We start from the raw sequence: 26,237 nt of genomic DNA on the forward strand, positions 1-26,237 counted from the left end.
TTTTACCTCGGTAAGCAACTTATTACTGAGATAAGTCATGGACAGTCTTAAAGAAATATTTGATGCGATGAACTCGCGCATCCGTTCACCGATTTTCGGTTCAATAGCACTTGTATTCCTGATACTAAACTGGAAGGCACTTTTCTATCTTGCTTTCGCCGACAAGTCTGTCGAAGAGACAGTTTCAATATTTTGATGCCAACACAACCGTGCGCTCAACAATAAGTTGGCCCTTTTTCTTAGGGGTAATGTTTGCCGTTATAGCTCCGTGGATTTCGCTTTTCAGCGCATTTGTGGCTGAGATACCGACGACACAACGAAAATTGCGAAATACAAGAACTACCGACAGAATCCTGACCGAAAAACTCAGACTAGAACAAACACGATCTCAATTCTTAGCAAGCGAAGAACAAGCTCTGATTGATGCTGCGAAACGTGATGAGCAAGTAGATGAGATTGAAGATTTTAAAACTCGACAACTGCTTCAAGAACAAATAGAGACCCTCAGGAGCGAAGCGCAACGAAATAGAGAGGAACAAGAACGGTTCTTCAAAGAACTTAACTTGATGCAAGTTACCGACACTAAGAGGCAAGAGCAAAACTCAAAGACACAAAAATATCTGACTGAAGTGTTAGCCCTCTTCAGCCAAATAGATACTCTCAACAATCAATTTGTTGAAGCTAGCAGAAATGGAAAAGCCGCCGAGGTTGAAGTAATTTTGAATCGTATAAAAGATTTACGAAATCGACAGTTTACGCTTGTTCGTTCACTCCGCAATCAGCTCGAGCGATGAACGAATACAGCATCTACCGACACCTAAGCGGCTTCTTGCTCAGTCCAATAAAGCGCATGCGTATTATAGCCCATCGCCTTTAGATCGCTCAACGCGCCGTCACGCACTTCATCTGAAATCATCGGCGTCCGTGACAAAATCCACAAATACCGTCCCGACGGTTCGCCGACGAGCGCGAGAGAATAATCCTCGGCCAGACCGATCACCCAGTAGTCGCCCCAGAACGGGCCGAAGAAACTGACTTCAAGCTTTGCATTGATTTCTTCATCAACGATGCGCGCGCGGCCGTTCGCGACTTTTTCTTCGCCATCAGGCGCGCCCTTGCGGCAGGTGTTGGTGACGCTAATCAGCCCGTCGTCGCGGCGCGCATATTCCGCCGTAACGCCTTCGCAGTTTTTCTCAAACCGGTTCGGAAACCGCGCGATCTCGTACCACTTGCCGAGGTAGCGTTTCGTATCGACGTAATCGACCGTTTCAAGCGGAACGCTCGCATCGCGATTGACCGGCGGTCCGCCGCAAGCAGCCAACAGCATCATCGGAATAAAAGACAATATGCGCATGGGGGGTCGCTCACTTTCAGTTAGCCGTCATATAGGCGTCATCCTCGATCGTTCAAACTTATTCGCCGCTGGAACAGCAAACGACGCTTTACGAAGCCAGCGCGTTGGCTATGGTGCAAGCCGCACTGACGGGAGGGCATCCATGCCGCATCATCATATTAGCTTCAGCCGTTTCATAGCGACCTGTGCCGCAATATTCATGCTCGCGGGATGCGCAACCACGCCCGTACCGGATGCGCCATCGGGCCCGGCGCCGGACGACCGGCTGAATGCAACGCTGTGGATGCAGCAGGCAGTCGAGTACAAAGCGGCGACTGAAACAGTTTACGCTCTCGCTTCGAAACGCCTTGATGAAGCGCTCGCTGACCGGTCATGGACAGCCGCCCCGGCGGAACAAGGCGCCGGGTATGAGAACCTTCCCCCCGCTATCATTCTTGATGCGGATGAAACGGTCATCGACAACTCGCCTTTTCAGGCCATGATGGTCACGACTGGCGCAGGCTTTTCAGAAGATACATGGAACGACTGGGCGCGCGATGAAAAAGCCATGGCCGTGCCCGGCGCACTTCAATTCACACAGGAAGCGGCGGCCAAGGGCGTTACGGTTTTCTACGTCACCAACCGGTCGGAGGTCGTTGACGGCGCGACGACCCGCAACCTCGCCGCACTCGGGTTTCCGATGAAAGCGGGCGAGGACACTGTTCTCACCAAAACCGATACGTCAAAAAAGGGCGTGCGCCGGGCGATGGTCACCGCGAACTACCGCGTGCTGTTGCTCATCGGTGATAATTTCGGGGATTTTGTCGATGACTACAAAGGCACGCCCACCGAACGCCAGCAGGTTTATGACGCCAATGCAGAACGCTGGGGCCGTGAATGGTTGGTGCTGCCGAACCCGTCTTACGGCTCCTGGGAGTCGTCCGCTTTTGGCGATGACTATTCGCTGTCGCCGGAAGAGCAGCGCCAGATGAAACTCGACCAGTTGAAAGCGTGGCGGCCCAAGGGCGAGTAACCGTTGAATGGCCTGGGAAAAAGAGCTCGAAGAATTAAAACGCCGCGCTGCGCTCGCCGAAAAAATGGGCGGGGAAGAAAAGCTCGCGCGCCAACATGGGCGCGGCAAGCTCGATGCGCGCGAACGGATCAGGCGCCTGCTCGATGAAAGCTCCTTTCGCGAGATCGGCAAGATTGCCGGGCGCGGAACCTATGATAAAGCTGGAGCATTAAAAGACTTTTCCGCCAGTAATTTCATATTCGGCCGTGGGCGGATCAATGGCGCGCCTGTTGTCGCCAGCGCCGATGACTTTACCGTGCGCGGCGGTGCGGCCGATGCGGCGATCCACCGGAAGTTCGCACAAGCCGAACAGATGGCGCATGAGCTAAAACTGCCCATCATTCGCATGATCGACGGCACGGGCGGCGGCGGCTCGGTCAAAATGCTCGAGGATATGGGGTTCACTTACGTGCCGTTCGTTCCCGGCTGGGAGCATGTGGTGAAAAACCTCAAGACAGTGCCGGTCGTCGCGCTGGCGCTCGGACCCACCGCAGGGCTTGGCGCAGCGCGTATGGTAGCGTCGCATTACTCAGTCATGGTGCGCGAGATTGCGCAGATTTTCACTGCCGGCCCAGCGGTCGTCGCGGGGTTGGGGAACGGTGAAGATCTCGACAAGGAACAACTCGGCGGCGCTGACATTCACGCACGCAATGGCGTCATCGACGATGAAGCGGAAAACGAGGACCATGCCTTCGCCATGGCGCGCGCGTTCCTTTCCTATCTGCCGTCCTACGCAGGCGCTCACCCCGAAAGACGCGAGACCGGCGACAAGCGGGAAAGAAAAGACGAAGCGCTCCTTTCAGCCGTGCCTGAAAACCCCAAGCAAGCGTATAATATGCGCAAGATTGTCGAGATGGTTTGCGACAAGGGAACCATGTTCGAAATCGGCCGCCGCTGGGGACGCGCGGCAATCACCGCTTTTGCTCGGCTCGATGGCTGGCCCGTGGCGGTGCTGGCGTCTGACCCGACATTTCTCGGCGGCTCTTGGACGGCGGGCACGGCAGAGAAAGCGCGGTGTTTTGTTCAGCTTGCGGAACAGTTCCGTTTGCCGGTGGTTCACCTGGTCGACAATCCCGGCTTCATGATCGGGCTTGAGGCGGAACGCGCCGCAACAATCCGCCGCGGCGTCGAGGCGATGAACGCGGTTTACGACACTACCGTTCCCTGGGCGACGGTGATCATCCGCAAGGCGTATGGCGTCGCCGGGGCCGCCATGTCCGACCACACGCGGTTTCAGTATCGTTTTGCATGGCCATCAGGCGACTGGGGCTCGCTACCCATGGAGAGCGGCGTCGAGGTCGCATACAAATCAGAACTAGAACAAGCAGACGACCCGGCAAAAGCGCTCAGAGAAATCAAAGCAAGGCTGGAACGTGTCACCTCACCCTTCCGCACGGCGGAGAAATACCTTATGGAAGATATTATAGACCCGCGCGAGACCCGGCCATTGCTGTGCGAATTTGCTGAACTAGCCCAGCGCCGCCTTTAGGCGCCAGCCCGATAAAACGCCATATAGTCTTTGTCGAGTTGAAACCCATCGCGATATACATCGCAGCGGTTGTTATGATCGGCGACGTCATCCGATAGATTCAAGCCTTCAGCATAAAGCGTCTGGCGCTCTTTATCGGGAAGGCGAATGCGGATAATCGGCGCAGAACCGCCGCCCGCAAGACGGCTGCCGGTTGTCATCGTTTCTTCTGAATCATTGCTGAACTTCGCAGCGCGATCATTGTAATCCGCGATACGCGTATTGAGAGATTGAGCCTCTTGATCGCAAGCATCCATTTCGGCGACTTTCTGTCGGAAATTCATCGCATCGCCCCGCAAACTGTTTGTTGCAGCGCGCGCGGCGCTGGATCCGCTGCCGCTCGCGCCCATCGCAGCGCTCCATTCCGGCAGGTAGACATCCATATTCGCCACCGCCCCCCTGACAAGAGTTTGGCCCTCAATGTTCAGCTTTTGAGCACCGGACAGCGTGACGCCAGAATCAAGGGCGACACATGTGCCAACGCCGAAAGCGCGCCGCGTGGCGTTGCTGACATTCCCATCTGTTCCGTCTTTATCCAGTTGCAAAGCCGCAACCGGATCAAAACAGCCAAGCGCATTTTGCTGAAGCGTGACGTTGCCATAGTTATCAACGGTCTCCACGCTGAGCGTCTGCTGCGCATGCAGCGCTGAGGTCATCAACAAACACGTGGAAGAAAGGAAAAAAACGTCTTTAAGCATAGTCATAGCAGAACTCCATTGATGAGGTTCAGCCATACGTCAGGGCCTGCAATAGGATACACAACTTAAAAAACGCCCAACCCCGCGCGGCACATCCAGCTTAAAATTATGAGGCGATCAATTTGGCAAGTCGAGCGGATGCCGAAGAACCCGCAAGAATGTGATCGCCGAAAACGCTCATGAACCTCCGAACACTAATTCACATTTGAGTGATGCGGGTTCTCATTGCGCAAGGCGCTCCACGAGAAACACGGATCAGCTTCTTATGCTCACTCCACCTTCACCGCAAATGTATCATGATGTCCGCTTATGAGGGAGCGCAGATAAAACGAAATATCGGCGCGGTCCTTGAAACCGACATCCTTGGCGATATCTTCTGCTGCTTCCTCGTCATGAGGCGCCTGTGATGCATAGCTCAGCCGGCTCTCGTGAAAACCGATTGTGAATATATCGACATCGGAGCCTGCGGCGCGCCGGAAAATCATATTCGGCGTCTGGCCTGTTTGCTCCAGATACGCATTTTCCATTCGCCGCTGTTCCAGTAATTCTCCGGACTTGCCCGGCGCCGCATTGAACATTTCAATATGAAAGTAAGCGTTCGAGTCATAAGCACTCTTCACCTCATTGTAAGGCGGGCCGTAAGCGAAATGATCTTCTTCAAAAGCGATGAGGCCGTCTTGTGAGGCCAATAAAATCTCATGCTTTCGGGTCGCATCTTGTCGCTTTTTCTGTCGGGCCTTGGTGTGAAAATCCACCCAGCTTTCCATGGGCAGGATGACCAGCAAATCCCATTGATCGCCCTGGCTGTGCCGCATGATAAGCGGAAAGCTCCCGCCTGCATCTTCGAAATAGTTGTCTTCTCTAGCTCGTGCGGCCCATTCTAGCAGCGCTTCAAGCTTTCCCGGGGCCGCGCGTATGGTCTCGACACGGTAGAGATAGTCGCCCTCAAGTTCCTGCGCCGCCGCAGGAGATGCGAACAAACAGGCCGCAACGCACACTGAGATAATTCTCAACATCATTTTTCACCCCGGCTATTTTCCATCGCCAAGCTTACCGCTTTTTTCATCACTGTGGGAAGCTTCGCTTGCGACGGCGCGATCCATTTCTGATCTGCTACGCGACGGAAGCCTTTGGGCGCCTTGGCGATATAAACATCCAGCATCAGATGAAAATGGGTGAATGTGTGTGTGATATTGCCGATATGGTTCCACCTTGCTTTCAGGGGCGCGCTTTCAAATATCTTGCTTGGCGGAACTGGCGCCCAGTCCGAGCCAGGCAATCCAAGCATGCCGCCCAACAGGCCTTTTTCGGGCCGCCGCTCAAACAGCATCTCACCCTTCGTGTTGATGAGCGCAAAAATCACGCCCTTGCGATGCGGTTTTTCTTTCTTGGGCGCTTTGACCGGAAAATACTCCTGTTTGCCTTGGGCTAATGCTTCGCAGGCGGAGGAAATCGGACAGATTAAACAAGAGGGCGATTTTGGCCGGCAGATTTCAGCTCCTAAGTCCATCAGGCCTTGAGCAAAGTCGCCTGACCGTTTTTGCGGCCAAATCTTTTCGGCTTGGGTTTTAATTACGGGCTTTGCCGCCGGCATTGGCGTATCTATTGCACACAGCCTGGAAACGACGCGCTCTACATTTCCATCGATAACCACCGCGCGTTTATCAAACGCGATGGCGGCAACCGCCGCAGCAGTGTATTGACCAATACCGGGCAGCTCTCTCAGCGCTTCTTCCGTATCCGGAAAACCGCCACACGCCGCAACCTCAACCGCACATTTATGAAGGTTGCGCGCTCTGGCGTAGTACCCAAGCCCAGCCCACTGACCGAGAATGTCATCAAGCGGCGCTGCGGCCATGTCATCAACAGTTGGCCAGCGTTTCAGAAATTCCGAATAACGCGGCGCCACCGTCGCTACCGTCGTCTGCTGCAACATGATTTCGGAGAGCCAAACGGCATAAGGATCAGGCCGCTTGCCCGCTTTTCGCGCCGCCGGTCCAATGCGCCACGGCAAAGAGCGAGCGTTTTTGTCATACCAGCGCAAAAGTGCGCGAGAGACATCGCCTGTGGACTTCTTTTTCGGTTCGGGCGTTTCGTATGCCATCGACAGTGTTATGATGGCTTCAGCATCAAGATCAAAGCCCGCATATGCCCCAGTTTAAAACCCGCCCCGCACGCCCGGCCGCGCCTCGCGTCGCACGCGCAACCGCAGAAATATTCGCCGGGCTGGCAAAAAAGACGAAGTTCATCGACCCGTCTTTGGCGCAAAGCTGGCCGGCGCTCGCTGGCGAACGTATCGCGGCTCTGTCACGGCCTGGTCGAATTACCGGACAGGGGCGTGAAAAAACGCTGGAAATTCTCGTGCGCAATGGGGCCGCCGCATCGGAAGTTCAGATGCAGGCTGATACATTACTGACGCGGCTCAATACATTCCTTGGGCCCCGGGCGGTCGCTCGCCTCAACGTGCGCCAAGCTGGCCAATCATCGCCAGCGCGCCTTTCCGCCCCTGATAGCCATTCGCCAAAATCAGATGACGACAGCCCGCTCGGCGCAGCGCTCGCCTCATTCAAGGCGGCCGTGAAGCGCCGCAACCCCAATAAATAAGCGCCTTAAAGCCCTAGCCGCCAAAAGAGCGCAAGCCGCCTTGCCATTCGCCGCGCCATCAGCGATTTTGGGCGAAATAGTTTTCCGCTTTTAACAGGTGTTTTGATGTCCGTAACTTTCAGCGCTCTGCGCCGTTTGCCACTCTCTTCTTTTGTCGCTGGCGCTCTTGCCCTCATCCTCGCCGCTTGCGGCGGCGCGAATTCTTCTGAGGACGTTTCCTCCGAGGGGACGACAGGCGACAACAGCAGTAAAGAAGATGTCGTTATCGCCGGAACAGGCGCACTCTCGGACATGGTGCTGGGCTCAGCGGACGCGCCAGTAACAGTGATCGAATACGCATCGACCACTTGCCCTCATTGCGCCACGTTCCATGCTACTGTTTTTCCGGCAATTAAGGAAAAATACGTCGATACTGGTAAGGTTCGGTTTGTTTTCCGTGAATTCCCAACAGCGCCCGCCAATCTCGCCATCGCCAGTTCCATGCTGGCGCGCTGCGCCACCGACAAAGGCGGAATTGACGCTTATTTTCTGGTTCTAGACGCGCTGTTCAAAACCCAGCGGACCTGGATCGGCAGCGCTACCCCCCGAGTTGAACTCCTGAAAATCGCGTCCCAGGCCGGGATGAGTGAAGCGGACTTCGACGCCTGCGTCCAACGCGAAGAATTGCTTGAATTTCTTAATGAAAATATCAACGAAGCGGTCGATAAATATGAAATCAATGCGACCCCGGCGTTCGTTGTAAACGGCGAAACGCGCAGCTTTGCCAGCGTCGAATCCTTTTCCGAAGCCCTCGACAAGGCGATCGAGGAAGCTGGGGAATAAGGAACGCGTTGACCGCCGCATAAGCTATTGGCCTTAGGCCAGAATCGGCGATCATAGGCGCTTGAAAGTCCGGCGCGGGGATGGGGCCCTGCACCGGCGTTTAGTATCGGGAAAAGACGCCTTGAAGTTTACGAATGTCCGCCTTGTCGGGTTCAAATCTTTCGTTGAACCAACCGATTTCGAAATCCGCGACGGCCTGACGGGCATTGTCGGGCCAAACGGCTGCGGCAAGTCCAACCTGCTCGAAGCTCTGCGTTGGGTGATGGGCGCAACGTCGGCCAAGGCGCTGCGCGGCGACGGCATGGATGCGGTTATATTTTCCGGCACATCCATGCGCCCTTCGCGCAACTGGGCGGAAGTGATCCTGACGCTCGACAACTCGGACCGTTCGGCCCCGGCTGAATATAACGAGCATGAGACGCTTGAGATCTCTCGGCGGATCATCCGCAAGGAAGACGGCACCCAGTCAATTTACAGAATCAATTCAAAGGAAGTACGTGCGAAAGACGTGCAGCTTCTATTCGCTGACGCTTCCACAGGCGCGAATTCCCCGGCACTGGTCCGTCAGGGGCAAGTCGCAGAACTGATCAGCGCCAAGCCGCAGAACCGTCGCCGCCTTTTGGAAGAAGCAGCGGGCGTCACTGGTCTTCATTCGCGACGGCACGAGGCGGAACTACGTTTGCGGGCGGCCGAGAACAATCTTGAACGCCTGGACGACGTGATCGGCGAGCTTGAAACCCAGAAAACCGCCCTCGCCCGACAGGCGCGCCAGGCCACCCGCTATCGCAACGTATCCGGCGACATCCGGCGCACGGAAGCCATGCTTTCTTACTTGCGCTGGCGAGAAGCCGTGGAAGCACAGGAAAAAGCGCAAGAGGGCTTAAGCGAAATCAGCGGCCTGATCGAAGAAACCACTCGGGTTGCGGCAGCGGCGACAGCCGCCCAAACGCAGGCGCATGAAGCACTTGATCCATTGCGCCTGAAAGAAGCCGAAGAAGCCGCCGCCCTTCACCGTTTAACGGTTGCGCGCGAAAATCTCGATGAAGAAGCACGCCGGGCCGAAGCGGAACTTGCACGTCTCTCGGCTGAAATTGAGCGCCTGAATGGTGATCTCGCGCGTGAAAAAGAGCTTTTTGCTGACGCTGAGAACGCGATCACCGCTCTCGCTCGCGAAGAGGAAGAGCTGAACGCGCACGAAGCCAATGAAGGCGAACGCCTTGCCGTCGCCGAAGCTGGAATGAATGAAACTGCGGTAAAACTGCAAACCGCTGAGACCGCTTTCGATGAAAAATCAAAAGAGGCCGCCGACATCGAAGCCCGGCGTAAAACGGTGGAGGGAAACCTCGCCGCCGCTGAACGCCGCCTTGAAAAGATTACAGAACAGCTTCGCAGCTATCGCGATGAACGTGAACTAATTGCACCGACGGACGATCAGCGCGCCGCGCTTAGAGAAGCAAACACGAAATTCAACGCGGCAGACGACGCAGCGAATACGGCTGAAGCCGCCTTCCACCGCGCAGAAGAAGAACGCCAGGAAGCGGAAAACCGCGAGACATCCTTGCGCGGCCCTATGCGCAACGCCGAGCAAAGCTTGACGGAGCTAGATGCTGAGCGCGAAGCCTTGAAACGCGTTCTTGCAGCGAACGAGGCGCAGGACTTTCCTCCACTCATCGAACTTGTTGAAGTAGATGCAGGCTACGAGAATGCTCTCGCTGCCGCCCTTGGCGACGATCTAGGCGCTGCGGTTGACGAAGCCGCGCCAGCGCACTGGTCACATCTGGGGCAAGCGCCTGTTGATGCGCCGTTGCCGGAAGGCGTTACGCCGCTTTCCAGATTTGTCCGTGCACCCACAGCATTGACGCGCCGCCTCGCGACCATTGGGGTGGTTGAGGCGATCGACGGCCCAAGATTGCGAGAACACTTGCGCCCTGGTCAGCGCCTCGTTTCCCGCGATGGCGACCTATGGCGCTGGGATGGTTTTACGACGCATGCTGACGCCAAGACTGCAGCAGCCATTCGTCTGGAACAACGCAACAGGCTGCAACAACTCGACAATGATTACGAGGCCGCAGAAGCGCAAACAAATGACGCGCGCCGCGCCCATGAGGCTGCAAGCGAGACCCTGAAAGCAAAACAGCAGAACGAACGCGAAGCGCGTGCGCTGTTTATTGAGGCTCGCCGCGCGCTTGATTCTGTTCGCACACGTCTTAACGAACTTGAGCGCGAACATGAACGCGCCAGCGCGCGCATGGCCTCTATCGATGAAAACCTGGCGCGCCTCTCAGAAGATGAAACGGAAACAACGCGTACGCAGGAAGCACTTATCGCAGAGCGGTCGGCGCTCCCGGCCGCCGAAGCGGTCGCTGCGGAATTGAATGAATTACGGGACGCTGTCGGCGCCGCTCGCGCAGAAGCGACGGACGCTCGCGCGGCTCACGCAGACCTCGCCAGAGAAGCCAAGGCGCGCGCCGCCCGCCTGAGTGAAGTCGCGCGCGAAAAAATGAACTGGTCCAATCGCGGCGAAACAGCCAAATCCCGTATTGGCGAAATCGAAACTCACTTGCGCGAAACGCATGCGGCCAAAGAAACCGCCCAGAATGCGCCGGCGGCCATAGAAGAAAAACGGAACGCGCTGCTCGACCAGATTGCGATTGCCGAAAAGCGCCGCAATGATGCCGCGGACGCGCTCGCTGAGGGCCAGCGGGCAGCCAGCGAAGCAGATAAGGCGTCTAAAGCAGCAGATATTGAATCAAGCAATGCGCGCGAGGCGCGCGCGAGGCTTGAGGCGCAAGCAGAAGCCGCCGCCGAACGCGTTGAAGAGGCGACACACCTCGCTCATGAAACTTGCGACGCAACGCCGGACGAGCTTCTCACCATTGCTGAACATAAGGAAGACAAGGACCTTCCGCACCGTGACGATGTCGAACGCAAACTGGAGCGCTACAAGCGTGAGCGCGAGAATCTCGGCGGCGTTAACCTACGTGCTGACGAAGAAATGCAAGAGGTTGGCGAGCGGCTTGAAGAGTTGACCGTCGAACGCGAAGACTGCGAAGGCGCTATCCGTAAGCTGCGTACAGGCATCATGAACCTCAATCGTGAAGCGCGCCAGCGTCTGCTTGATGCATTTGAAACAGTGAACAACAATTTCGGCGATCTCTTCAAACGCCTCTTCAACGGCGGTCAGGCGGAACTGCGGCTAATCGATTCCGACGACCCGCTCGAAGCCGGCCTTGAAATCATGGCCTCACCGCCGGGCAAGAAACTCGCCTCCATGTCGCTGATGTCAGGCGGCGAACAGGCACTGACAGCCACTTCTCTCATATTCGCCGTCTTCATGGCGAACCCGGCGCCAGTCTGTGTCCTCGACGAGGTCGATGCGCCGCTTGATGACGCAAATGTCGAGCGCTTTTGCCGCTTGCTGCACGAAATGGCGGCGGAAACCGAAACCCGCTTCATCATCATCACCCACCATGCGCTCACCATGTCACGCATGAGCAGGCTTTTTGGAGTGACGATGATCGAACGCGGGGTGTCACAACTGGTGTCGGTCGACCTCTCGAAGGCCGAGCAGCTCGCGGCGGCTGAATAGCGTCAACTTACTAATTTTAAACGATTTTTTCAGACCGGCATATTGCCCATCTCAATACTTAGGTTGTTTCCTAATTATTATTGACACCTGTCGGCCGCCGTATTACTTAGGCGTATGCCTAACTATGAACCATCTGATTTGGACAATGTCTTTCAGGCCCTCGCCGACCCCACAAGGCGCGCGGTCCTGCAAAAACTGACCGAAGGACCTGCAAGCGTTAGCGAGCTGGCCAAACCGTTTGAAATGGCCTTGCCCTCTTTCATGCAGCATTTGAGCGTTCTGGAAGAGAGTGGTCTTGTAAAATCAAAAAAAGAAGGCCGGGTTCGAACCTGCGAAGCGCAACTCAAACGCCTTTCCGAAGCAGAAGAATGGATCGCCCATCAACGCGCCGTATGGGAAGGCCGCCTTGATCGCCTCGACGCTTACCTCCAAAGCCTTCAGCCTACAGATAAAAAATAAGGAGAAACCTATGCAATTCGAAGACAGCGATCTCTTCATCGCCCGGACCATGAAAGTCACACGCGATCAATTGTGGAAAGCGTGGAGCGACCCAAAGATCCTCGCTGAATGGTGGTGCCCTAAACCATGGACCGTGAGAGACGTGAACATGGAGCTGCGCCCCGGCGGCGCTTCCCAGATGGTCATGTGCGGCCCAAACGGCGAGGAGATGCCGCAGAACGGCTGCATCGTCTACGTTAAAGAAAAGGAATGCATCGTCTTCACTGACTGCATGGAAAAGCATTGGCGCCCGACAGGCTCATCCTTCATGACAGCGATCATCACCATGAAAGATTGCGCGGACGGCGTCGAATATTCAGCCATCATCAAGCACAAAAGCGAGGAAGATAAAAAGAAGCACGAGGAAATGGGCTTCCACCCCGGTTGGGGCAAAGTTTTTGAACAGCTTGAAGAAATTGCGAGAGGTTTATGATGAGCGCGCCCGCTATAATTCAAGCCAGTCTGACTATCGAACGGGAATTTGATTTTCCGGTTGCAAAAGTTTTCTCAGCATGGACTAGCGCCGAGGCAAAACGGCAATGGTTCGCTCGCGATACCGATACACTCAAGGTTGAGGAATACGCCCTCGATTTTCGGCCCGGCGGGGTTGAGCGTTGTAACGGGCGTCACGCACGAGGAACATTCACCAACGACGGCGTCTATCATTACATCGTCGAGAACGAAAAGATCGTTTTCACCTATTACATGACTGTAGGCGGCGAGCCTTATTCAGTATCGCTCGAAACCCTGGAGTTTGAGGCGCGCGGCAATGGCACGCTTCTGAAGCTCACAGAACACAATGCATTTCTGGCAGGCAAGGACGAAAACCTGTCCCGTACCGAAGGACTGAAATGGGGCCTTGGTCGCTTAAACGATGCATTTATCGAGGGAAGGCTGTAACGTAATGCCCCTAATCCCCAACGAACTGATCATGTCGCGCGTTTACGATGCTCCGCGCCCGCTCGTGTGGAGCGTGTGGACAGACCCGAAACACCTTCGCCAATGGTGGGGACCGTTTGGGCCCGAACATACTTCATGTGAACTGGATTTCCGCGTCGGCGGTGAATTCTCAGTCATGATGAAGGCGCGTGATGGCGCAACTATTCCCGCGCGCGCTGAGATTTTGGAAATTCTCGAGCCGGAACGTATCGTCTATGAGGGCGCCGCCGATGCGCCCACTGCATGCGGCGCCGGACTGCCGCCGAAAGCGCGGGTGACAGTTTTATTTGAAGCCATCCAACAGAAAACAAGACTTACAGTTGAAACCTTATTCCCGGATATGGGTGCGCTGGAGGCGGCAAACGCGGCTGGCTACACCGACGGCTGGAACATGACGCTGAACGAACTTGGCGAACGCATCAAAGGCGGCGCCTTCAAAACGAACTAGGAGAAATCCATGCCTAAACAATCAAAAGTCCGCACATGTCTGTGGTTTGAAACAGGCGGGAAGGAAGCCGTCGAGCTTTATGTCTCGCTATTGCCGGATAGTATCATCGAAAATGAATACACGCCGCCAGGCGGCGCTGAGCCGCTGCATCTCGAATTCACGCTCGCTGGCGCGCCTTATCAGGCTATCAATGGCGGACCGCATTTTAAACATTCACCTGCTGCATCCATCAGTGTCATGACAGAAGACCAGACAGAAACGGACAAGCTATGGAGCGCACTTATCGCCGATGGCGGTGAGGAAAGTCAGTGCGGCTGGCTGGTCGACCGATTTGGCCTTTCCTGGCAGATAGTCCCGAAGGCATTGATGACCGCTGTTACCGCCAAGGACGAAGCCACAGCCGAACGCGCGCGGCAGGCAATGTATAAAATGCGCAAGATCGATATTGCGGCGATTGAAAAAGCGTTCAACGGTTAGCCGATGACTGCCCTTCCGAAAACCTTAGCCGCGCCTGCGCGTCGCGCGCTCGATCGCGCAGGCCTCACCACGCTCGAAAAGCTGGCGAAGCTTAGTGAGCCTGATGTGGCGGCGCTACACGGCATGGGCCCAAATGCAATGTCCGCGCTCAAGGACGCCATGAAAAAGCACGACCTAAAATTCGTACAACCCAGTTCTTAACCCAACCCATAACAAGGAACACACCCATGACCTATGTTGACGGATTTATTATTCCTGTTCACGCGGATAATCGTGAGAAGTATCGCGCAATGGCGGCGTTGTGCGCGCCGATTTTCAAAAAACATGGCGCGCTCAGCGTTGTCGAATGCTGGGCCGATGATGTGCCGGAGGGAAAAGTCACATCGTTCCCTATGGCGGTGAAAGTCGATCCCGGCGAAGAGGTGGTTTTTTCGTGGATCACCTGGCCATCAAGGAAAGTAAGAGACGAAGGTAATAAGAAAGCGATGGAAGAGCTGCACGGGATCGCCAGCCAAGAGGACGTGCCATTTGACGGCAAACGCATGATTTTCGGCGGTTTCGAAGTGATCGTTGAAGAATAAAATACCGGTCGCTCCAGAGCGTGCCTTTCTTTTCCATTCACCGCACATTTAAGCGTTTCAACGCAGCGCATATAGCGGACACCCATTCCAAGCACTAAGATCACTTAGGCAGACTGGCGCCGAAACGCCGCCAAGGGGGTAATTCTGTGAATACTTTTGCTACTTTTAATTCTGTTCTTGCGCAGGAAGGCAATATTGATCGCCAGGCCTGGTCAAAATTTCACTGGCTTATTGCTCTTGCGTTCGGTTCGTATTTTGCTGTTAGCAACTATTTGCAGAATGCAGTCGCAAGCGGCGGCTATTCAAGCGTGCTCTTTTCGCTTGTCGCGTTCGTTGCATTTTTTGCGGTTTATAATTTGTTCGCGGTGATCTTGCGCTTTGCTTGGCGTCTGCCGGTGATATCTATTGCTTCTGACAATACTCGGTTTCATGTATGGGCCATTCATGCACTTTTCTTTTTTGCAGCTTGCACGATTCAATTATCCCTGATCGCCGTACTAACCACCGCCGCCAGATCACCGGATTATTTGACTGCGGATATAATTACCTATGCCAAAGAAATTTTTATCAGCTGCACGCCGGTGTGGATGATAACCTATTTCACCGCGTTTTTTGCACTCCACGCGCTTCCCAAGAAGCAACATCAGCCTGCCAAGCCGGCGGATGCTCAATCAGGCCTTGAACACCGCGAGAATGGCGTTCTCAAACATATCCGCAGTGATACGATTCTGACAGCCGAGGCCAAAGGCAACTATGTAGAAATTGTCACTGAAACATCAACTGAAACTGTAAGGGTCACCATTGCAAAGCTTGAGGCGTTGCTCCCAGAAACTGAATTCATCAGAACGCATCGAGGTTTTATCGTTCGCAAATCCCTTATCAAGGCGGTCCGTCGCACAAATAGCGGCGCATATATAGCACTATTGGAAAACGACGCCGCAGCGGCGCCTGTCAGCAGGCGCAGATTGGCGGCAGTGCGTTTAGCCTTGTCCGATTAGCCCCCGTGACACCCGTCACAAATAAGCGCCGTTCACGGATTTTGGGTTGCGCACAATCGGTTATCGCAAAAAATCATAACGATGCTAACTCGTAACTGGATTTTTGCCGCATGTGGAAACTGCTTGGCGGGGGCTTTGCCGCGTTTATCGTTCTTATACTGGCTTTGGCCTTCTATTTATCGGACAAAATTTATTTGCGTGACCAGCACCGGACGGTGCCGCCTTCCGACTTCGGTCGCGAATATTCATCGCCAGAAATTCGTGAAGATCTTGCCTTCCTGACATCCACAATCCAGAAAATACATCCTGACTTTGAGTCCATTGGCGGCGATGAATTTCAAACTCATGCCATTCAGCTTAACGACAGCCTGACGACGCCGCTCACCCGCGTCGAAGCTTATCGCCAATTATCTTCGCTAAATCAGTACCTGCTGGATGGGCACACCTATCTCAGAGCGCCGGCGGAAGAACGGCGTTTCTATGAGAGCAATGGCGGGCTCTACCCGCCGCTGACAGTGAAGATCGCTGGTAACTGCTTGATAGCTGACAGAGTGCTTGCAGAGGAATTGAATATCGAAAGCGGCGATATCATCGTTTCCATTAATGACGTCCCCGCAAGAACGCTGGTTGACTTCTCACTCGCCAGCCAAAGCGGCGAAAGCCTGGCGCTGCGCCGCGCCTATGCGGAGAAATATTATTACCGGGATGTATGGGCGATGGGGCTGCAAAGCCCTTTCCGTTTCTCCATTGAACGCAACGGCTCTTTGTTCATGGTTACGCATTCCGGCATCACGAACAATGAATTTATGGAAAGCAGAGATACTGCAGCGCCGGGAAATGCATTTAACATTCTGGATGGCCAAGTCGGCCTGCTAACGTTCAATGACATGCCGGCGCCGGATAACGAATTCAAAAATTTTGTCCGTGCCAGCTTTGCCGAATTAAACGAAGCCCGCGCGGAAACACTCATCATAGATATGCGGGAGAACGGCGGCGGTGATTCACGCGCCGGTGACTTCCTGATGACTTATCTCACGGAGCAAAAACTGCCCGCGATTGAGTACATCGACGTCAAGGTAACCGAAGAAATCAAGGACTATTATCGAACGCTTTTGCCCGAAGGCTTTAAATGGCTTCCTGTCCATTCTCTCGTGCCTGTCTTGCGAAGCATACAGGATACGCCGCCGGGAGAGTCCTTTCGGTTTCATCCAGACGCTGAGGCCCCTCGAGCGCGTAAAAAACAACCAGAAAATTCTTTTGACGGAGATATTTATGTCCTCATAGGCCCGCGCACCTATTCCAGCGCCGTCATTTTCGCTGCGCCTCTGAAACATTTTGGAAAAGCCGTTTTTGTCGGTGAAGAAACAGGCGAACCGCTGATTTTCTTTGGTGAAAATTACTATTTCGATCTGCCGAATACGCGATTACAGGCGCAAGTTTCACACAAAAAATTCGCTCTTGTCGGGGCGCAGGATGCACGTACGGGCATCGAGCCGGACATTCTCGCGACTGAAAACGCTCTTGATGCGGCGCTTAAAGCAATTGCGGACAAATAGCCCGTCAGCCAGTAAAATTTGTCCGTTCAGGCCGGCCGCCAGAAGGAGAGGGTTTAAACTCCTTCGCATCGGCAAACGCTTTTTGAAAAGCCGGGCGTTTTGACAGGCGCGAGAGATAAGAACGAAAAACCGATTGCTGGCACATGCCATAGCCGCGCGCCCAGGTAACATTATGACCGATCACGCAATCGGCTGCGGTGAATGCATCGCCACAGATGAATTCATGTTTCTCGAGTCGCGCTAGCAGTTGAGGCTCAACCTCTTTCGCCATTTTGTTGCGATAACGCGCAACCGTGCGTGCATCCGCTTCCGCTTCAGGCAAAATGTGCTCGTGTATGCGAATTTGCCATAGCATCATGTCCATCCACGAGCCGCCGAAATGCAGCATCTGTAGATAATCGGCGCGCTCAGGCGAAAACTCTGCTGCTTGCGGCGCCAGTTTCTTCTCAGGATACGCATCAGCAAGAAGCGCCACCATCGCCGCGCTTTCAAGCATGTGAGTCGTGCGACCGTCTTCCCAACTGATCTCCAGCACCGGAACATTGTGGTTGGGGTTCATGCGCAGATAATCCGGCGCGTATTGCATGCCGCCGTAAAGATCGACCGGAACGATCTCAAAACCGTCGCCAACCGATTCGTGAAGGATCCATCGCGCGCGGGCGCTGCGCGTGGCGGGGAAATGATAAAGCTTCAATAGATCCGGTTTCATAAGGGGTGGGCTCCGCATCAGCTAAGGCCTCTGATGTCTGATATTTTAAAGCCTTGTGAAAGGAAAATACGCAGCCTCGACACCGGTTCGCGCGCCCTTTGGCAAATCGCCACCGCGACCGCTCGCCGCGCCCCTTTTTCCCCATAAAAATCAGTGCTCTAGCATCAAAATCCCTTGCTTGACGCTGCGCTGCGGCGCCTCTATGGTCCGCGCGATTTCTAGAGGGCGTGCGAGGTCTTCGCACGTCCGTTTTCGGGCAAGTTCATGGGCGACAATCCCAACCGAGACGACCTGCCCTCGCTGGACGAGTTTTCCGAGCGGCTTGAGCGCCTTCGTGGCGAGGGCCGGCAGGTGGAAAGTCAGCAGGGGTCGGCTTCGGCGTGGGGCCGTGCGATGCGGATTTCATCCGATCTTCTCGCCGGGTTGTTTGTGGGCTGTCTGTTGGGTCTGGGCCTTGATCACTGGCTGGGAACGAAACCATGGTTCCTGCTGGCGGGCATTGCCCTCGGTTTTGCAGCAGGCTTGCGCAACATGATGCGCACCTTGCAGCAGGAAAATACGCCGCCGTCAGAAGACTGACGATTTGGCGCGAAATTGGATAAACGGGCCGGAACACGGATATGATTGAGACGCTGTTTGAGACCTTCGCCGCCGGCCCGATGGAGCAGTTTGAAATTCTGCCGATCGTGCCTTTGTCGCTCGGCGGCATCGATATCTCACTCACCAATTCCGCTGTGTGGATGCTGATCGGCACTGGCGCGATTATCTTCTTTTTCTTTATGGCTACACGCCGCGCCGGCCTGGTTCCGGGACGTTCGCAGTCCATGGCGGAAGTACTCTACGAATTCGTATCCGATCTTGTGCGCGATACCATCGGCACGGAAGGACGCAAATTCTTCCCTTACGTCTTCACGCTGTTTCTTTGGATTTTGATCTCGAACCTCTTCGGTCTCATCCCGTCGCTGCCGGGAACGCCAGCCGAAGCGCACACCTTCACGCCAACGAGCCATCTGATCGTGACATTGGCGCTCGCCATGCTGACGATTATGATCGTAATCGTTTACGGGTTCCTGAAAAACGGCCTCAAATTCTTCAAACTCTTCGCACCGTCAGGCGTACCGCTGTGGCTGATGCCAATTCTGGTGCCGGTCGAAGTCATTTCGTTTCTGTCGCGCCCTTTAAGCCTTGCCATCCGGCTATTCGCAAACATGTTTGCCGGTCACGTGATCCTGAAACTTTTCGCCGGTTTCGTCGTATCGCTTTTGGGCGCTGGCGGCGCGGTCATGGCGTTCGGCATCGCACCGTTCCTTGGCGCTATTGCGGTAACAGCGCTCGAGTTTCTGGTTGCCGCGTTGCAAGCGTATGTCTTCGCGGTTCTCACTTGTATTTACCTCAGCGATGCGGCGCATGCGGCTGACCACTAAGGATTGAATTTCCCTAAGCGGGTTTGACGAGCCAACCGCGCAAATGGGATCAACAGGCTCAAAGAAAAAACTCCAGGAGTGATAAAATGGAAGCAGAAGCAGCAAAACTTATCGGCGCCGGTCTCGCCTCAATCCCGCTCGCGGGCGCAGGCGTTGGCCTTGGTCTTATCTTCGGCAACTTCCTGTCGGGTGCGTTCCGCAATCCGTCAGCAGCAGCTCAGAACCAGCCGACCATGCTTCTCGCCTTCGCGCTGACCGAATTTACCGGTCTTCTCGGCTTCGCGATCGCGATGATCATTCTCTACACGTTCTAATCCAGCGAACGTTAAACCTTTGTAGGAGGGACTGTTGTCCGTTCTTGCTTCCCTGTCGATGATGGCGGCGGCCGCAACCGAGGCCCATGGCGAGGCTGCTTCGGCCGGCCTGCCGCAACTTGATCCGGCCTGGTGGCCGAGCCAGCTTTTCTGGCTCGTGCTTACCTTCGGCGTTTTGTACTGGCTCATGGCTGGCCGCTTCCTACCGTCGCTTGGCGGCGCTATCGAAGAACGTCGTGACCGGATCGCCGACGATCTTGATAAGGCGTCAGAGTTCAAGCGCGAAGCGGATGAGGCCGAGGCTGCCTATAACAAGGCGCTCGCCGACGCCCGCGCCAAAGCGCAAGGCATCGCCGCTGACACGCGCGGCGAAGTCGATAAGGAAATCGCCGAGCTGCAGGCCGAGACCAACGAAGCGCTCGACAAGCAGCTTGAGGCCGCCGAAGCCCGCATCACCAAGATGAAGACCGACGCCGCCGCGAAAGTCCGCGAGGCCGCGAGCGACACGACCCGCGCTGTCGTCGAAGCGCTGATCGATGAAGCGCCGACCGATGACGCCGTCAAACGCGCTATCGACAGCGTCGCCCAAGCTTAGATGACGCGTAAAGGATAAAGAGATGATCTCACTTGCATCCATCGCTCTCGCCGCCGCTGATGAAGCTGGGTCCGGTCATGAGTCCGTCGGACTATTACAGGACACGTCATTTTACGTCCTGATCGCTTTTCTGATCGTGATCGGCGTGTTCGCCCGCGCGGGCGTTCATAAGATGATCATTGGCGGGCTCGACAAGCGGGCGTCGAAAATCGCTGACGAGATCAATGAAGCGCGCAAAATGCGCGAAGAAGCGCAGGAGCTTCTCGCCGGGTATCAGCGCCGTCAGCGCGAAGCGGAAGAAGAAGCCGCCGCCATTATTGAAGCAGCGAAGAAAGACGCCAAACGTTTGGCTGAAGAAGCGCGCGATAAAATCGCCGAACAAACAGAACGCCGCACCAAAGCCGCCGAGGACAAGATTACCCGCGCGGAAGCGCAGGCGATTTCCGAAGTCCGCGGCCAGACGGCGGACCTCGCCATCGAAGCTGCACGCGCCATCATCCGCGAACGCATGGACGGCGGCGCCCAGAGCGCTTTCATCGACCGCGAAATTGCAGGACTGCGGGACAAGCTGAATTGATCCAAATATCTTTCCAGCTTTTGAAACCCTTCATCGTTTGATGAAGGGTTTTTTGTTACCTGCCGCAACGCTAAACTTGTCTCATGACCCTCACCAACCCTATCCGCCCCACTGCCAAGAATGCAGAACGTATCCTGTCTTTCTGGTTTGAAGATACAAAACCCTATCAATGGTTCCGGCGTGATGCGGTCTTTGACGCCAAGATCAGGCGGCGCTTTGGCGCGCTGCATGAAGCAGCGAAAGCAGGCAAACTTGACGCCTGGCGCGCGCATTCACGGCACAGTCTTTCACTGATTATTCTGCTCGATCAGTTTTCCCGGAACATCTATCGCGACGACGCCCGCGCCTTTGCACAGGACCGCCAGGCGCTTGATGTGGCGCGCGAGGCGATCCGCCGGCGGTTTGATAAACTTTACAGCGCGAGGGAGCGCGCGTTCTTCTACATGCCGTTCATGCATTCGGAAGATATGAGCGTTCAGGATGAATGCGTCGCGCTGTTCAAATCGCAGCTTCCGTCGACAATGAATGTTCCTTACGCCATTGAACATCGCGACATCGTCAAACGGTTCGGACGGTTCCCCCATCGCAATCACATTCTTGGCCGCGCGTCAGCACCGGAAGAAATCGCGTTCCTGAAAGCTGGTGGGTTTAACCCTTAAAACACGCCCATAGCGAGCCCTGCCGCCATGGCCGCGCCAAGTTCGCGGCAAATATTTAGGTCCTCTTCGGGAATAGTTTTCTCCGCCAGTATCTCGTCAGGCGTTTGTGCGTGGGTACAGATGATGATCGGCTCCTGCGCAATCTTCAAGCGCCAGCCCTGGGCGATGCGCGCGGTTTGGCGCACGGCGTTTTCACCGTCCGAACCGGCGCAAACCATTTGCGCATAGGGGCGCCCCTCAATCTTGCCCAGCACTGGATAATAACTGCGGTCGTAAAAATCTTTCATCACGCCAGCGATTGCGGCTAGATTTTCTGGCGCTGCAAAGATGTAACCATCAGCTTCCAGAAGATCATCCGGTCCCGCCTCATCAGCGCGCTTCAACACAGTTTCAACGCCACTCTCTTCGCGCGCAGAGGCAAAGGCAGCTTCGACCATCTGGCGCGTCCCGCCGGTTTTCGAATGATAGACGATGAGCAGTTTGGGCATTGTTTTACCGTAGCGGCGTTTAAACGCTATGGCGACTGGTCTTAATTTTCCTTCGCATATTCATGCGGCGCAAGCGGCCGCGATCGCGCAAGCAACTGATCAAGCGGCACGGAAGTTCCGTCCTCCTGCTGGATGCGCACATGAAAGCGCTTCAAATTTCGCGCGTGGGCCGCGCCGCAGGAATGGGCGATCATGGCGACGTCCTTGCGCATCTTCTCGACATAACTTGCCACTTGTGGCGCTTTCACTTTGGGATCGAGCCCGCCCTGCAGCGATTTCTTATGCGTGGTGACGCCAGTCGGGCAATTGTTTGTATGACAACGTAGCGCCTGAATGCAGCCGATGGAAAACATGAACCCGCGCGCCGTGTTCACCACATCGGCGCCGGCGCAATAGGCCCATGCGACCTCCGCCGGTGTCACCAGCTTGCCCGCCGCAATGACCTTGATACGGTCGCGCAAGCCCCGCCGCTCCAGAATATCCGTCAGCATGGGGAGCGCCTGTTTTAGCGGCAGACCTACATTATCCATCAGCGACATGGGCGCCGCGCCAGTACCGCCCTCGCCGCCGTCGAGTGTGATAAAATCGGGCGCTGATTCGATACCGCGCTTTTCGATTTCGTCGCAAAGATCATCGACCCATCCATAGGCGCCCATGACGGTCTTGAACCCAGTTGGCAGGCCGGTAACGCGGCGCACGCGCTCGATAAAATCGAGCAGCTCAGACACGTTATCGATTTCGGGATGCCGGTTCGGAGAGATTGACGGTTTGCCAACTGGAATAGCGCGGATTTTTGCAATCTCTCGAGTGACTTTCGCCGCTGGTAAGATGCCGCCTTTACCCGGTTTGGCGCCTTGAGCGAGTTTGACTTCGATCATTTTCACTTCGGGCTTGTCAGCGATGGTTTTCAATTTCTTCTCATCGAGCACCCCTGCCTCATCGCGACAGCCATACTTCGCTGTTCCCATTTGGAAAATGATGTCGCAACCGCCTTCGAGGTGATAAGGGGCAAGACCGCCTTCGCCTGTATTCATATAACAGCCAGCCAGTGCGGCGCCGCGGGAAAGCGCCTTAACAGCGGGTTTCGATAAGGACCCGTAACTCATCGCCGAAATGTTGATGATAGATTTCGCCCGGTAGGGGTGAGCTGTGTACGGACCGAATTCTACCGCAGGCGGGTCTGACGCTTCCTCATCAAGTCGCGGAAAGGCGCAGTTCACAAAAATCGGACAGCCGACAAGGTTGAGATTACGCGTTGAACCAAACGGATGAGTATTATTCTTTCCCTTGGCTGATTTATAAATCCAGTCCCGCTCAGCACGATTGAACGGCATTTCTTCCCGGTCAAGTGCGAAAAAATATTGCCGGAAAAACTCGCCGAGACGTGTGAACAGCTCCCGAAACCGCCCGATCACCGGATAGTTATGACGGATTGCGTCTTTGGACTGCGATGAGTCCATAATAAACATAAAAAAGACGGCCAGAACGACAACGCCGACGATGAAGATAAATAGCGTCGTCAGCACCTCCAGGCCTGTCATGGTGAAACGTGCCAAAAAATCCATCCCTAAACGCCTCTCTTGCAAATTTTGTTTCGCTGCGGCTTAAGTTGCAGGAACTATGGAAGCAAGCTAACGATCCATCACGATACTGAGAAGCGTTTCCGCGCAAAAATTTGTGAAAGGGCGTGAATGCAAAGCGCTCATATCTGGAATATTCAGGCGTTGCGCGGCATTGCGGCATTAATGGTGTTGGTCTCGCATATCAACGGCATAGAGCCCAACATGCCTGGAAGCGATCTTTTGCCAGACCAGTTGCGGATCGGGACCACCGGTGTTGATTTATTTTTCTTGATCAGTGGTTTTGTCATGGTGACCGTCGCAGAACGAACACGTGCCGGCGTCGGCGGCGCCGCTCGATTTGCCTATAACCGGGTTGCTCGCATTTACCCGCTGTATTGGCTAGCGTCGTTGACAATACTCATCATTTATTTGGGCGGCGAAGCGTTGTTCGCCATCCCTTACGAAGAAAAACCGCTGGTTTCATCTTTCCTGTTAGCCCCGGCAAAAGGCTTGCCGTTGCTTACGGTCGGCTGGACGCTGATACACGAACTGTATTTCTATGTCGTTTTTTCAATCATTCTTTTAGCGGCGCCAAACAGAAAGGTCCTGATGCTGACCTTCTGGGGGTTTTTCATTATCATAGCAAATATTGCGGATTGGACATCCGCCAATCCGTGGACAAAACTCATCTTCAGCCCGCTTACCTTTGAATTCCTCACCGGCGCCTTTCTCGCTTATCTTGTAAAAAAAACATCGGGACGTTGGGGCTGGCCTGCCTTTTTCGCGGGACTCGCCATCCTGTCATATCAGGCTGTCGGTTTCGGTGATCGCGAATGGGAACTGATCGTTGATCATGGCGCACGGGCGGCGACATATACGGCGCCGTTTGCACTCATACTTTACGGCGCAGCCGCATTAGAACGCGCGCAACAGATAAAAGCACCGGACTGGCTAACCGCAATTGGCGATGCGTCCTACTCGCTTTATCTTTTTCATGTGCCGGCCGTGATGATCGTTACGCAGCTTGTCATCATCACACTTGGCGATCGCGGCGTCGCCGATAACCTCATCATGATTACTGCATGCTTCGCTGCAGCGCTAATTTCTGCATTCATCATTCACCGGCTTGTGGAACGCCCTGCACTGCAGTTGACGAAACATCTCGGCGACAGGTTGTTCACGAGACTCAACAAAAGCGCCGTGCGTCAGGACCGCGCCTGGTAAATTTACTCGGCAGCTTCAGCGGGTTCTTTCGGGATCCAGCGCAGGACAGGTTTGCGCGCGGCGGCGGTTTCATCGAGCCGCCGGCGCGGCGCTTGCACCGGCGCGGCTTTAAACGCCTCAACCTCGCCCGCCTTAGCGCGCTTCGCCAGCGAGAGCAGCGCATCACAGAACAGGTCAAGTTCGCGCTTCGATTCCGATTCCGTTGGTTCGATCAGCATGGCTCCATGTACCACCAGCGGGAAATACATGGTCATGGGGTGATAGCCTTCATCGATCATCGCCTTGGCGAAGTCGATCGTTTCAACGCCTGTGTCTTTCAGAAAACGGTCGTCGAACAGCGCTTCATGCATGCAATAGCCTTCGAACGCGGGCGACATCTCTTTCTTGAGACGCGCCAGCACATAGTTAGCGTTTAATACCGCGTCTTCGGCTGCCTGTTTGACGCCGTCTTTTCCGTGGGAAAGCATGTAAGAAAGCGCGCGGGTAAACATGCCCATTTGCCCGTGGAAAGCGGTGAGACGCCCCATGCTTTCGCCGTCGTCAGCTTTCGCTGCACGGCGCGTTTCAATGAGCTTGTACTTGCCGTCCTCGAACGTGACGTAAGGCACTGGCGCAAAAGGCGCGAGCGCTTCGGACAACACCGTCGGGCCCGAGCCCGGCCCGCCGCCGCCATGAGGCGTTGAAAACGTCTTGTGCAGATTGATATGCATGGCGTCGACGCCAAGGTCGCCAGGGCGCACCTTCCCCGCAATGGCGTTGAAATTGGCGCCGTCGCAATAGAAATAGCCGCCCGCATCATGCACCGCGTCGGCGATGGCGCGAATGTCACGCTCAAACAGGCCACAAGTGTTCGGATTGGTCACCATGATGCCAGCGACATCATCCCCGAGTTTTTCTTTCAGCGCAGCAAGATCTACACGGCCTGTCTCATCGCCCGGAATGTTCTCGACCGTAAATCCACATTGCACCGCCGTCGCGGGGTTGGTGCCATGCGCACTCTCCGGCGCCAGCACGCGGGTGCGCGTTTCCGCTTCGCCGCGTGCTTCCAATGCCGCTTTGATCGCCATCATACCGCAAAGTTCACCATGGGCGCCGGCTTTTGGCGACATGGCGACGGCCGGCATGCCCGTCAACTCCTTCAGCCAGAATGCGAGCTGGTCAATCAGCTCCAATGCTCCCTGTACGGCGCTTTCGGGCGCCAGCGGGTGCAGATCGCCGAAACCGGGGAGCCGCGCGATTTTCTCGTTAAGACGCGGGTTGTGTTTCATGGTGCACGAGCCGAGCGGGAACGGCCCCATGTCGATGGCGTAATTCTTTTGCGACAGCCGCACGAAATGGCGCATGGTCTCCGGTTCGGAAAGACCCGGCAAGCCAATTTCACGGTCGCGATTTAATCCGCCGAGGCGGTCGGTTTTGCCGGACGGCTCGGGCAAATCAACGCCGGTTTGATCGTAGGACCCGATCTCAAACGACAGCGCCTCTTCGATTTGCAGGGCTTTATTGCCAGTGAATGTAGGAGCATCAGTCATAGCGGAACCTTCT

General features: G+C 55.3%; 30 protein-coding genes. 22 read left to right on the forward strand and 8 right to left on the reverse strand.

All coding sequences use genetic code 11. From position 1 onward, the window contains the following. The first annotated feature begins 248 nt into the window (after nucleotides 1-248). On the forward strand, nucleotides 249-794 hold the full coding sequence (locus PUV54_RS03595) for a hypothetical protein (RefSeq protein WP_274494194.1): 546 nt from the start codon (nucleotides 249-251) through the stop codon (nucleotides 792-794). A gap of 23 nt (nucleotides 795-817) precedes the next feature. Here PUV54_RS03595 and PUV54_RS03600 read toward each other — a convergent pair whose 3' ends face one another. Beyond that, a complete protein-coding gene (locus PUV54_RS03600) occupies nucleotides 818-1,354 on the reverse strand; it encodes a lipocalin family protein (RefSeq protein ID WP_274494195.1) in 537 nt (178 codons plus the stop codon). 142 nt (nucleotides 1,355-1,496) lie between these two features. On the opposite strand from PUV54_RS03600, the gene PUV54_RS03605 reads away from it, so the two are divergent. Together PUV54_RS03605 and PUV54_RS03610 are read left to right on the forward strand one after the other, a co-directional pair. Beyond that, entirely contained in the window at nucleotides 1,497-2,366 is an 870-nt protein-coding gene (locus PUV54_RS03605; protein WP_274494196.1) for a 5'-nucleotidase, lipoprotein e(P4) family, read from the forward strand. A gap of 7 nt (nucleotides 2,367-2,373) precedes the next feature. After that, complete coding sequence (locus PUV54_RS03610; protein ID WP_274494197.1) at nucleotides 2,374-3,894, forward strand: acyl-CoA carboxylase subunit beta; 1,521 nt, start codon at nucleotides 2,374-2,376, stop codon at nucleotides 3,892-3,894. Here PUV54_RS03610 and PUV54_RS03615 read toward each other — a convergent pair. From PUV54_RS03615 to mutY, 3 genes are all read right to left on the reverse strand, one after another. Then, nucleotides 3,891-4,637 carry a hypothetical protein gene (locus PUV54_RS03615; RefSeq protein WP_274494198.1) on the reverse strand — a complete coding sequence of 249 codons (747 nt, stop codon included), beginning with the start codon at nucleotides 4,635-4,637 and terminating at the stop codon, nucleotides 3,891-3,893. The genes PUV54_RS03610 and PUV54_RS03615 overlap by 4 nt on opposite strands. Before the next feature lie 263 nt (nucleotides 4,638-4,900). After that, nucleotides 4,901-5,650: a hypothetical protein gene (locus tag PUV54_RS03620; RefSeq protein WP_274494199.1), complete on the reverse strand. Its 750-nt coding sequence runs from the start codon at nucleotides 5,648-5,650 to the stop codon at nucleotides 4,901-4,903. Continuing rightward, a complete protein-coding gene (gene mutY, locus PUV54_RS03625) occupies nucleotides 5,647-6,735 on the reverse strand; it encodes an A/G-specific adenine glycosylase (RefSeq protein ID WP_274494200.1) in 1,089 nt (362 codons plus the stop codon). Before mutY ends, PUV54_RS03620 begins: the two co-directional genes overlap by 4 nt. A gap of 44 nt (nucleotides 6,736-6,779) precedes the next feature. On the opposite strand from mutY, the gene PUV54_RS03630 reads away from it, so the two are divergent. The 12 genes from PUV54_RS03630 to PUV54_RS03685 all read left to right on the forward strand — a co-directional run bounded on the left by PUV54_RS03630 (nucleotide 6,780) and on the right by PUV54_RS03685 (nucleotide 17,143). After that, nucleotides 6,780-7,235 (forward strand): DciA family protein, encoded by a 456-nt coding sequence (locus tag PUV54_RS03630; protein WP_274494201.1) that lies wholly within the window; start codon nucleotides 6,780-6,782, stop codon nucleotides 7,233-7,235. Nucleotides 7,236-7,340: 105 nt separating this feature from the next. Further along, nucleotides 7,341-8,057: a DsbA family protein gene (locus PUV54_RS03635; protein ID WP_274494202.1), complete on the forward strand. Its 717-nt coding sequence runs from the start codon at nucleotides 7,341-7,343 to the stop codon at nucleotides 8,055-8,057. 121 nt (nucleotides 8,058-8,178) lie between these two features. After that, nucleotides 8,179-11,646 carry a chromosome segregation protein SMC gene (gene smc / locus PUV54_RS03640; protein WP_274494203.1) on the forward strand — a complete coding sequence of 1,156 codons (3,468 nt, stop codon included), beginning with the start codon at nucleotides 8,179-8,181 and terminating at the stop codon, nucleotides 11,644-11,646. Nucleotides 11,647-11,760: 114 nt separating this feature from the next. Further along, the gene (locus PUV54_RS03645; protein ID WP_274494204.1) at nucleotides 11,761-12,105 is read left to right on the forward strand and encodes an ArsR/SmtB family transcription factor; all 345 of its coding nucleotides are present in this window, start codon (nucleotides 11,761-11,763) and stop codon (nucleotides 12,103-12,105) included. A 10-nt stretch (nucleotides 12,106-12,115) separates the two neighbouring features. Beyond that, the gene (locus PUV54_RS03650) at nucleotides 12,116-12,577 is read left to right on the forward strand and encodes an SRPBCC family protein (protein WP_274494205.1); all 462 of its coding nucleotides are present in this window, start codon (nucleotides 12,116-12,118) and stop codon (nucleotides 12,575-12,577) included. Next, the gene (locus PUV54_RS03655; protein WP_274494206.1) at nucleotides 12,577-13,044 is read left to right on the forward strand and encodes an SRPBCC domain-containing protein; all 468 of its coding nucleotides are present in this window, start codon (nucleotides 12,577-12,579) and stop codon (nucleotides 13,042-13,044) included. Before PUV54_RS03650 ends, PUV54_RS03655 begins: the two co-directional genes overlap by 1 nt. 4 nt (nucleotides 13,045-13,048) lie before the next feature. Continuing rightward, nucleotides 13,049-13,531: an SRPBCC family protein gene (locus PUV54_RS03660; protein WP_274494207.1), complete on the forward strand. Its 483-nt coding sequence runs from the start codon at nucleotides 13,049-13,051 to the stop codon at nucleotides 13,529-13,531. A 9-nt stretch (nucleotides 13,532-13,540) separates the two neighbouring features. Beyond that, the gene (locus tag PUV54_RS03665) at nucleotides 13,541-14,008 is read left to right on the forward strand and encodes a VOC family protein (protein ID WP_274494208.1); all 468 of its coding nucleotides are present in this window, start codon (nucleotides 13,541-13,543) and stop codon (nucleotides 14,006-14,008) included. Between the two features lie 3 nt (nucleotides 14,009-14,011). Further along, a complete protein-coding gene (locus PUV54_RS03670) occupies nucleotides 14,012-14,209 on the forward strand; it encodes a helix-hairpin-helix domain-containing protein (RefSeq protein ID WP_274494209.1) in 198 nt (65 codons plus the stop codon). 26 nt (nucleotides 14,210-14,235) lie between these two features. Then, nucleotides 14,236-14,589, forward strand: a complete 354-nt coding sequence (locus tag PUV54_RS03675; RefSeq protein WP_274494210.1) for a DUF1428 domain-containing protein — start codon at nucleotides 14,236-14,238, stop codon at nucleotides 14,587-14,589. Nucleotides 14,590-14,735: 146 nt separating this feature from the next. Continuing rightward, the gene (locus PUV54_RS03680; protein WP_274494211.1) at nucleotides 14,736-15,587 is read left to right on the forward strand and encodes a LytTR family DNA-binding domain-containing protein; all 852 of its coding nucleotides are present in this window, start codon (nucleotides 14,736-14,738) and stop codon (nucleotides 15,585-15,587) included. 110 nt (nucleotides 15,588-15,697) lie between these two features. After that, complete coding sequence (locus PUV54_RS03685; RefSeq protein ID WP_274494212.1) at nucleotides 15,698-17,143, forward strand: S41 family peptidase; 1,446 nt, start codon at nucleotides 15,698-15,700, stop codon at nucleotides 17,141-17,143. A 4-nt stretch (nucleotides 17,144-17,147) separates the two neighbouring features. On the opposite strand, the gene PUV54_RS03690 is transcribed toward PUV54_RS03685, so the two are convergent. Continuing rightward, entirely contained in the window at nucleotides 17,148-17,852 is a 705-nt protein-coding gene (locus tag PUV54_RS03690) for a glutathione S-transferase family protein (protein ID WP_274494213.1), read from the reverse strand. Between the two features lie 264 nt (nucleotides 17,853-18,116). Between PUV54_RS03690 and PUV54_RS03695 the strand changes: the two genes are divergently transcribed. The 6 genes from PUV54_RS03695 (at nucleotide 18,117) to PUV54_RS03720 (ending at nucleotide 21,421) form a co-directional block, all read left to right on the forward strand. Continuing rightward, a complete protein-coding gene (locus PUV54_RS03695; RefSeq protein ID WP_274494214.1) occupies nucleotides 18,117-18,431 on the forward strand; it encodes an AtpZ/AtpI family protein in 315 nt (104 codons plus the stop codon). A 41-nt stretch (nucleotides 18,432-18,472) separates the two neighbouring features. Further along, a complete protein-coding gene (locus tag PUV54_RS03700) occupies nucleotides 18,473-19,276 on the forward strand; it encodes a F0F1 ATP synthase subunit A (RefSeq protein WP_274494215.1) in 804 nt (267 codons plus the stop codon). A gap of 86 nt (nucleotides 19,277-19,362) precedes the next feature. Next, on the forward strand, nucleotides 19,363-19,590 hold the full coding sequence (locus PUV54_RS03705) for a F0F1 ATP synthase subunit C (protein WP_274494216.1): 228 nt from the start codon (nucleotides 19,363-19,365) through the stop codon (nucleotides 19,588-19,590). A 34-nt stretch (nucleotides 19,591-19,624) separates the two neighbouring features. Continuing rightward, the gene (locus PUV54_RS03710; RefSeq protein ID WP_274494217.1) at nucleotides 19,625-20,185 is read left to right on the forward strand and encodes a F0F1 ATP synthase subunit B family protein; all 561 of its coding nucleotides are present in this window, start codon (nucleotides 19,625-19,627) and stop codon (nucleotides 20,183-20,185) included. Nucleotides 20,186-20,207: 22 nt separating this feature from the next. After that, nucleotides 20,208-20,762, forward strand: a complete 555-nt coding sequence (gene atpF, locus PUV54_RS03715) for a F0F1 ATP synthase subunit B (RefSeq protein ID WP_274494218.1) — start codon at nucleotides 20,208-20,210, stop codon at nucleotides 20,760-20,762. Nucleotides 20,763-20,845: 83 nt separating this feature from the next. Then, nucleotides 20,846-21,421, forward strand: coding sequence for a DUF924 family protein (locus PUV54_RS03720; protein WP_274494219.1), 576 nt, complete (start codon nucleotides 20,846-20,848; stop codon nucleotides 21,419-21,421). Here PUV54_RS03720 and PUV54_RS03725 read toward each other — a convergent pair. Then, the gene (locus tag PUV54_RS03725; protein WP_274494220.1) at nucleotides 21,418-21,909 is read right to left on the reverse strand and encodes a flavodoxin family protein; all 492 of its coding nucleotides are present in this window, start codon (nucleotides 21,907-21,909) and stop codon (nucleotides 21,418-21,420) included. The two genes, PUV54_RS03720 and PUV54_RS03725, sit on opposite strands and share 4 nt — an antisense overlap. Nucleotides 21,910-21,950: 41 nt before the next feature. Continuing rightward, nucleotides 21,951-23,450 (reverse strand): FMN-binding glutamate synthase family protein, encoded by a 1,500-nt coding sequence (locus PUV54_RS03730; RefSeq protein ID WP_420797935.1) that lies wholly within the window; start codon nucleotides 23,448-23,450, stop codon nucleotides 21,951-21,953. 150 nt (nucleotides 23,451-23,600) lie between these two features. On the opposite strand from PUV54_RS03730, the gene PUV54_RS03735 reads away from it, so the two are divergent. Beyond that, nucleotides 23,601-24,695 (forward strand): acyltransferase family protein, encoded by a 1,095-nt coding sequence (locus PUV54_RS03735; RefSeq protein ID WP_274494222.1) that lies wholly within the window; start codon nucleotides 23,601-23,603, stop codon nucleotides 24,693-24,695. Nucleotides 24,696-24,697: 2 nt separating this feature from the next. Here PUV54_RS03735 and gcvPB read toward each other — a convergent pair whose 3' ends face one another. After that, nucleotides 24,698-26,224 carry an aminomethyl-transferring glycine dehydrogenase subunit GcvPB gene (gene gcvPB / locus PUV54_RS03740; protein ID WP_274494224.1) on the reverse strand — a complete coding sequence of 509 codons (1,527 nt, stop codon included), beginning with the start codon at nucleotides 26,222-26,224 and terminating at the stop codon, nucleotides 24,698-24,700. Between the last annotated feature and the right edge of the window lie 13 nt (nucleotides 26,225-26,237).

The sequence above is a fragment of the Hyphococcus flavus genome (genome assembly GCF_028748065.1).
In the GTDB taxonomy this organism is placed as follows: Bacteria; Pseudomonadota; Alphaproteobacteria; order Caulobacterales; family Parvularculaceae; genus Hyphococcus; species Hyphococcus flavus.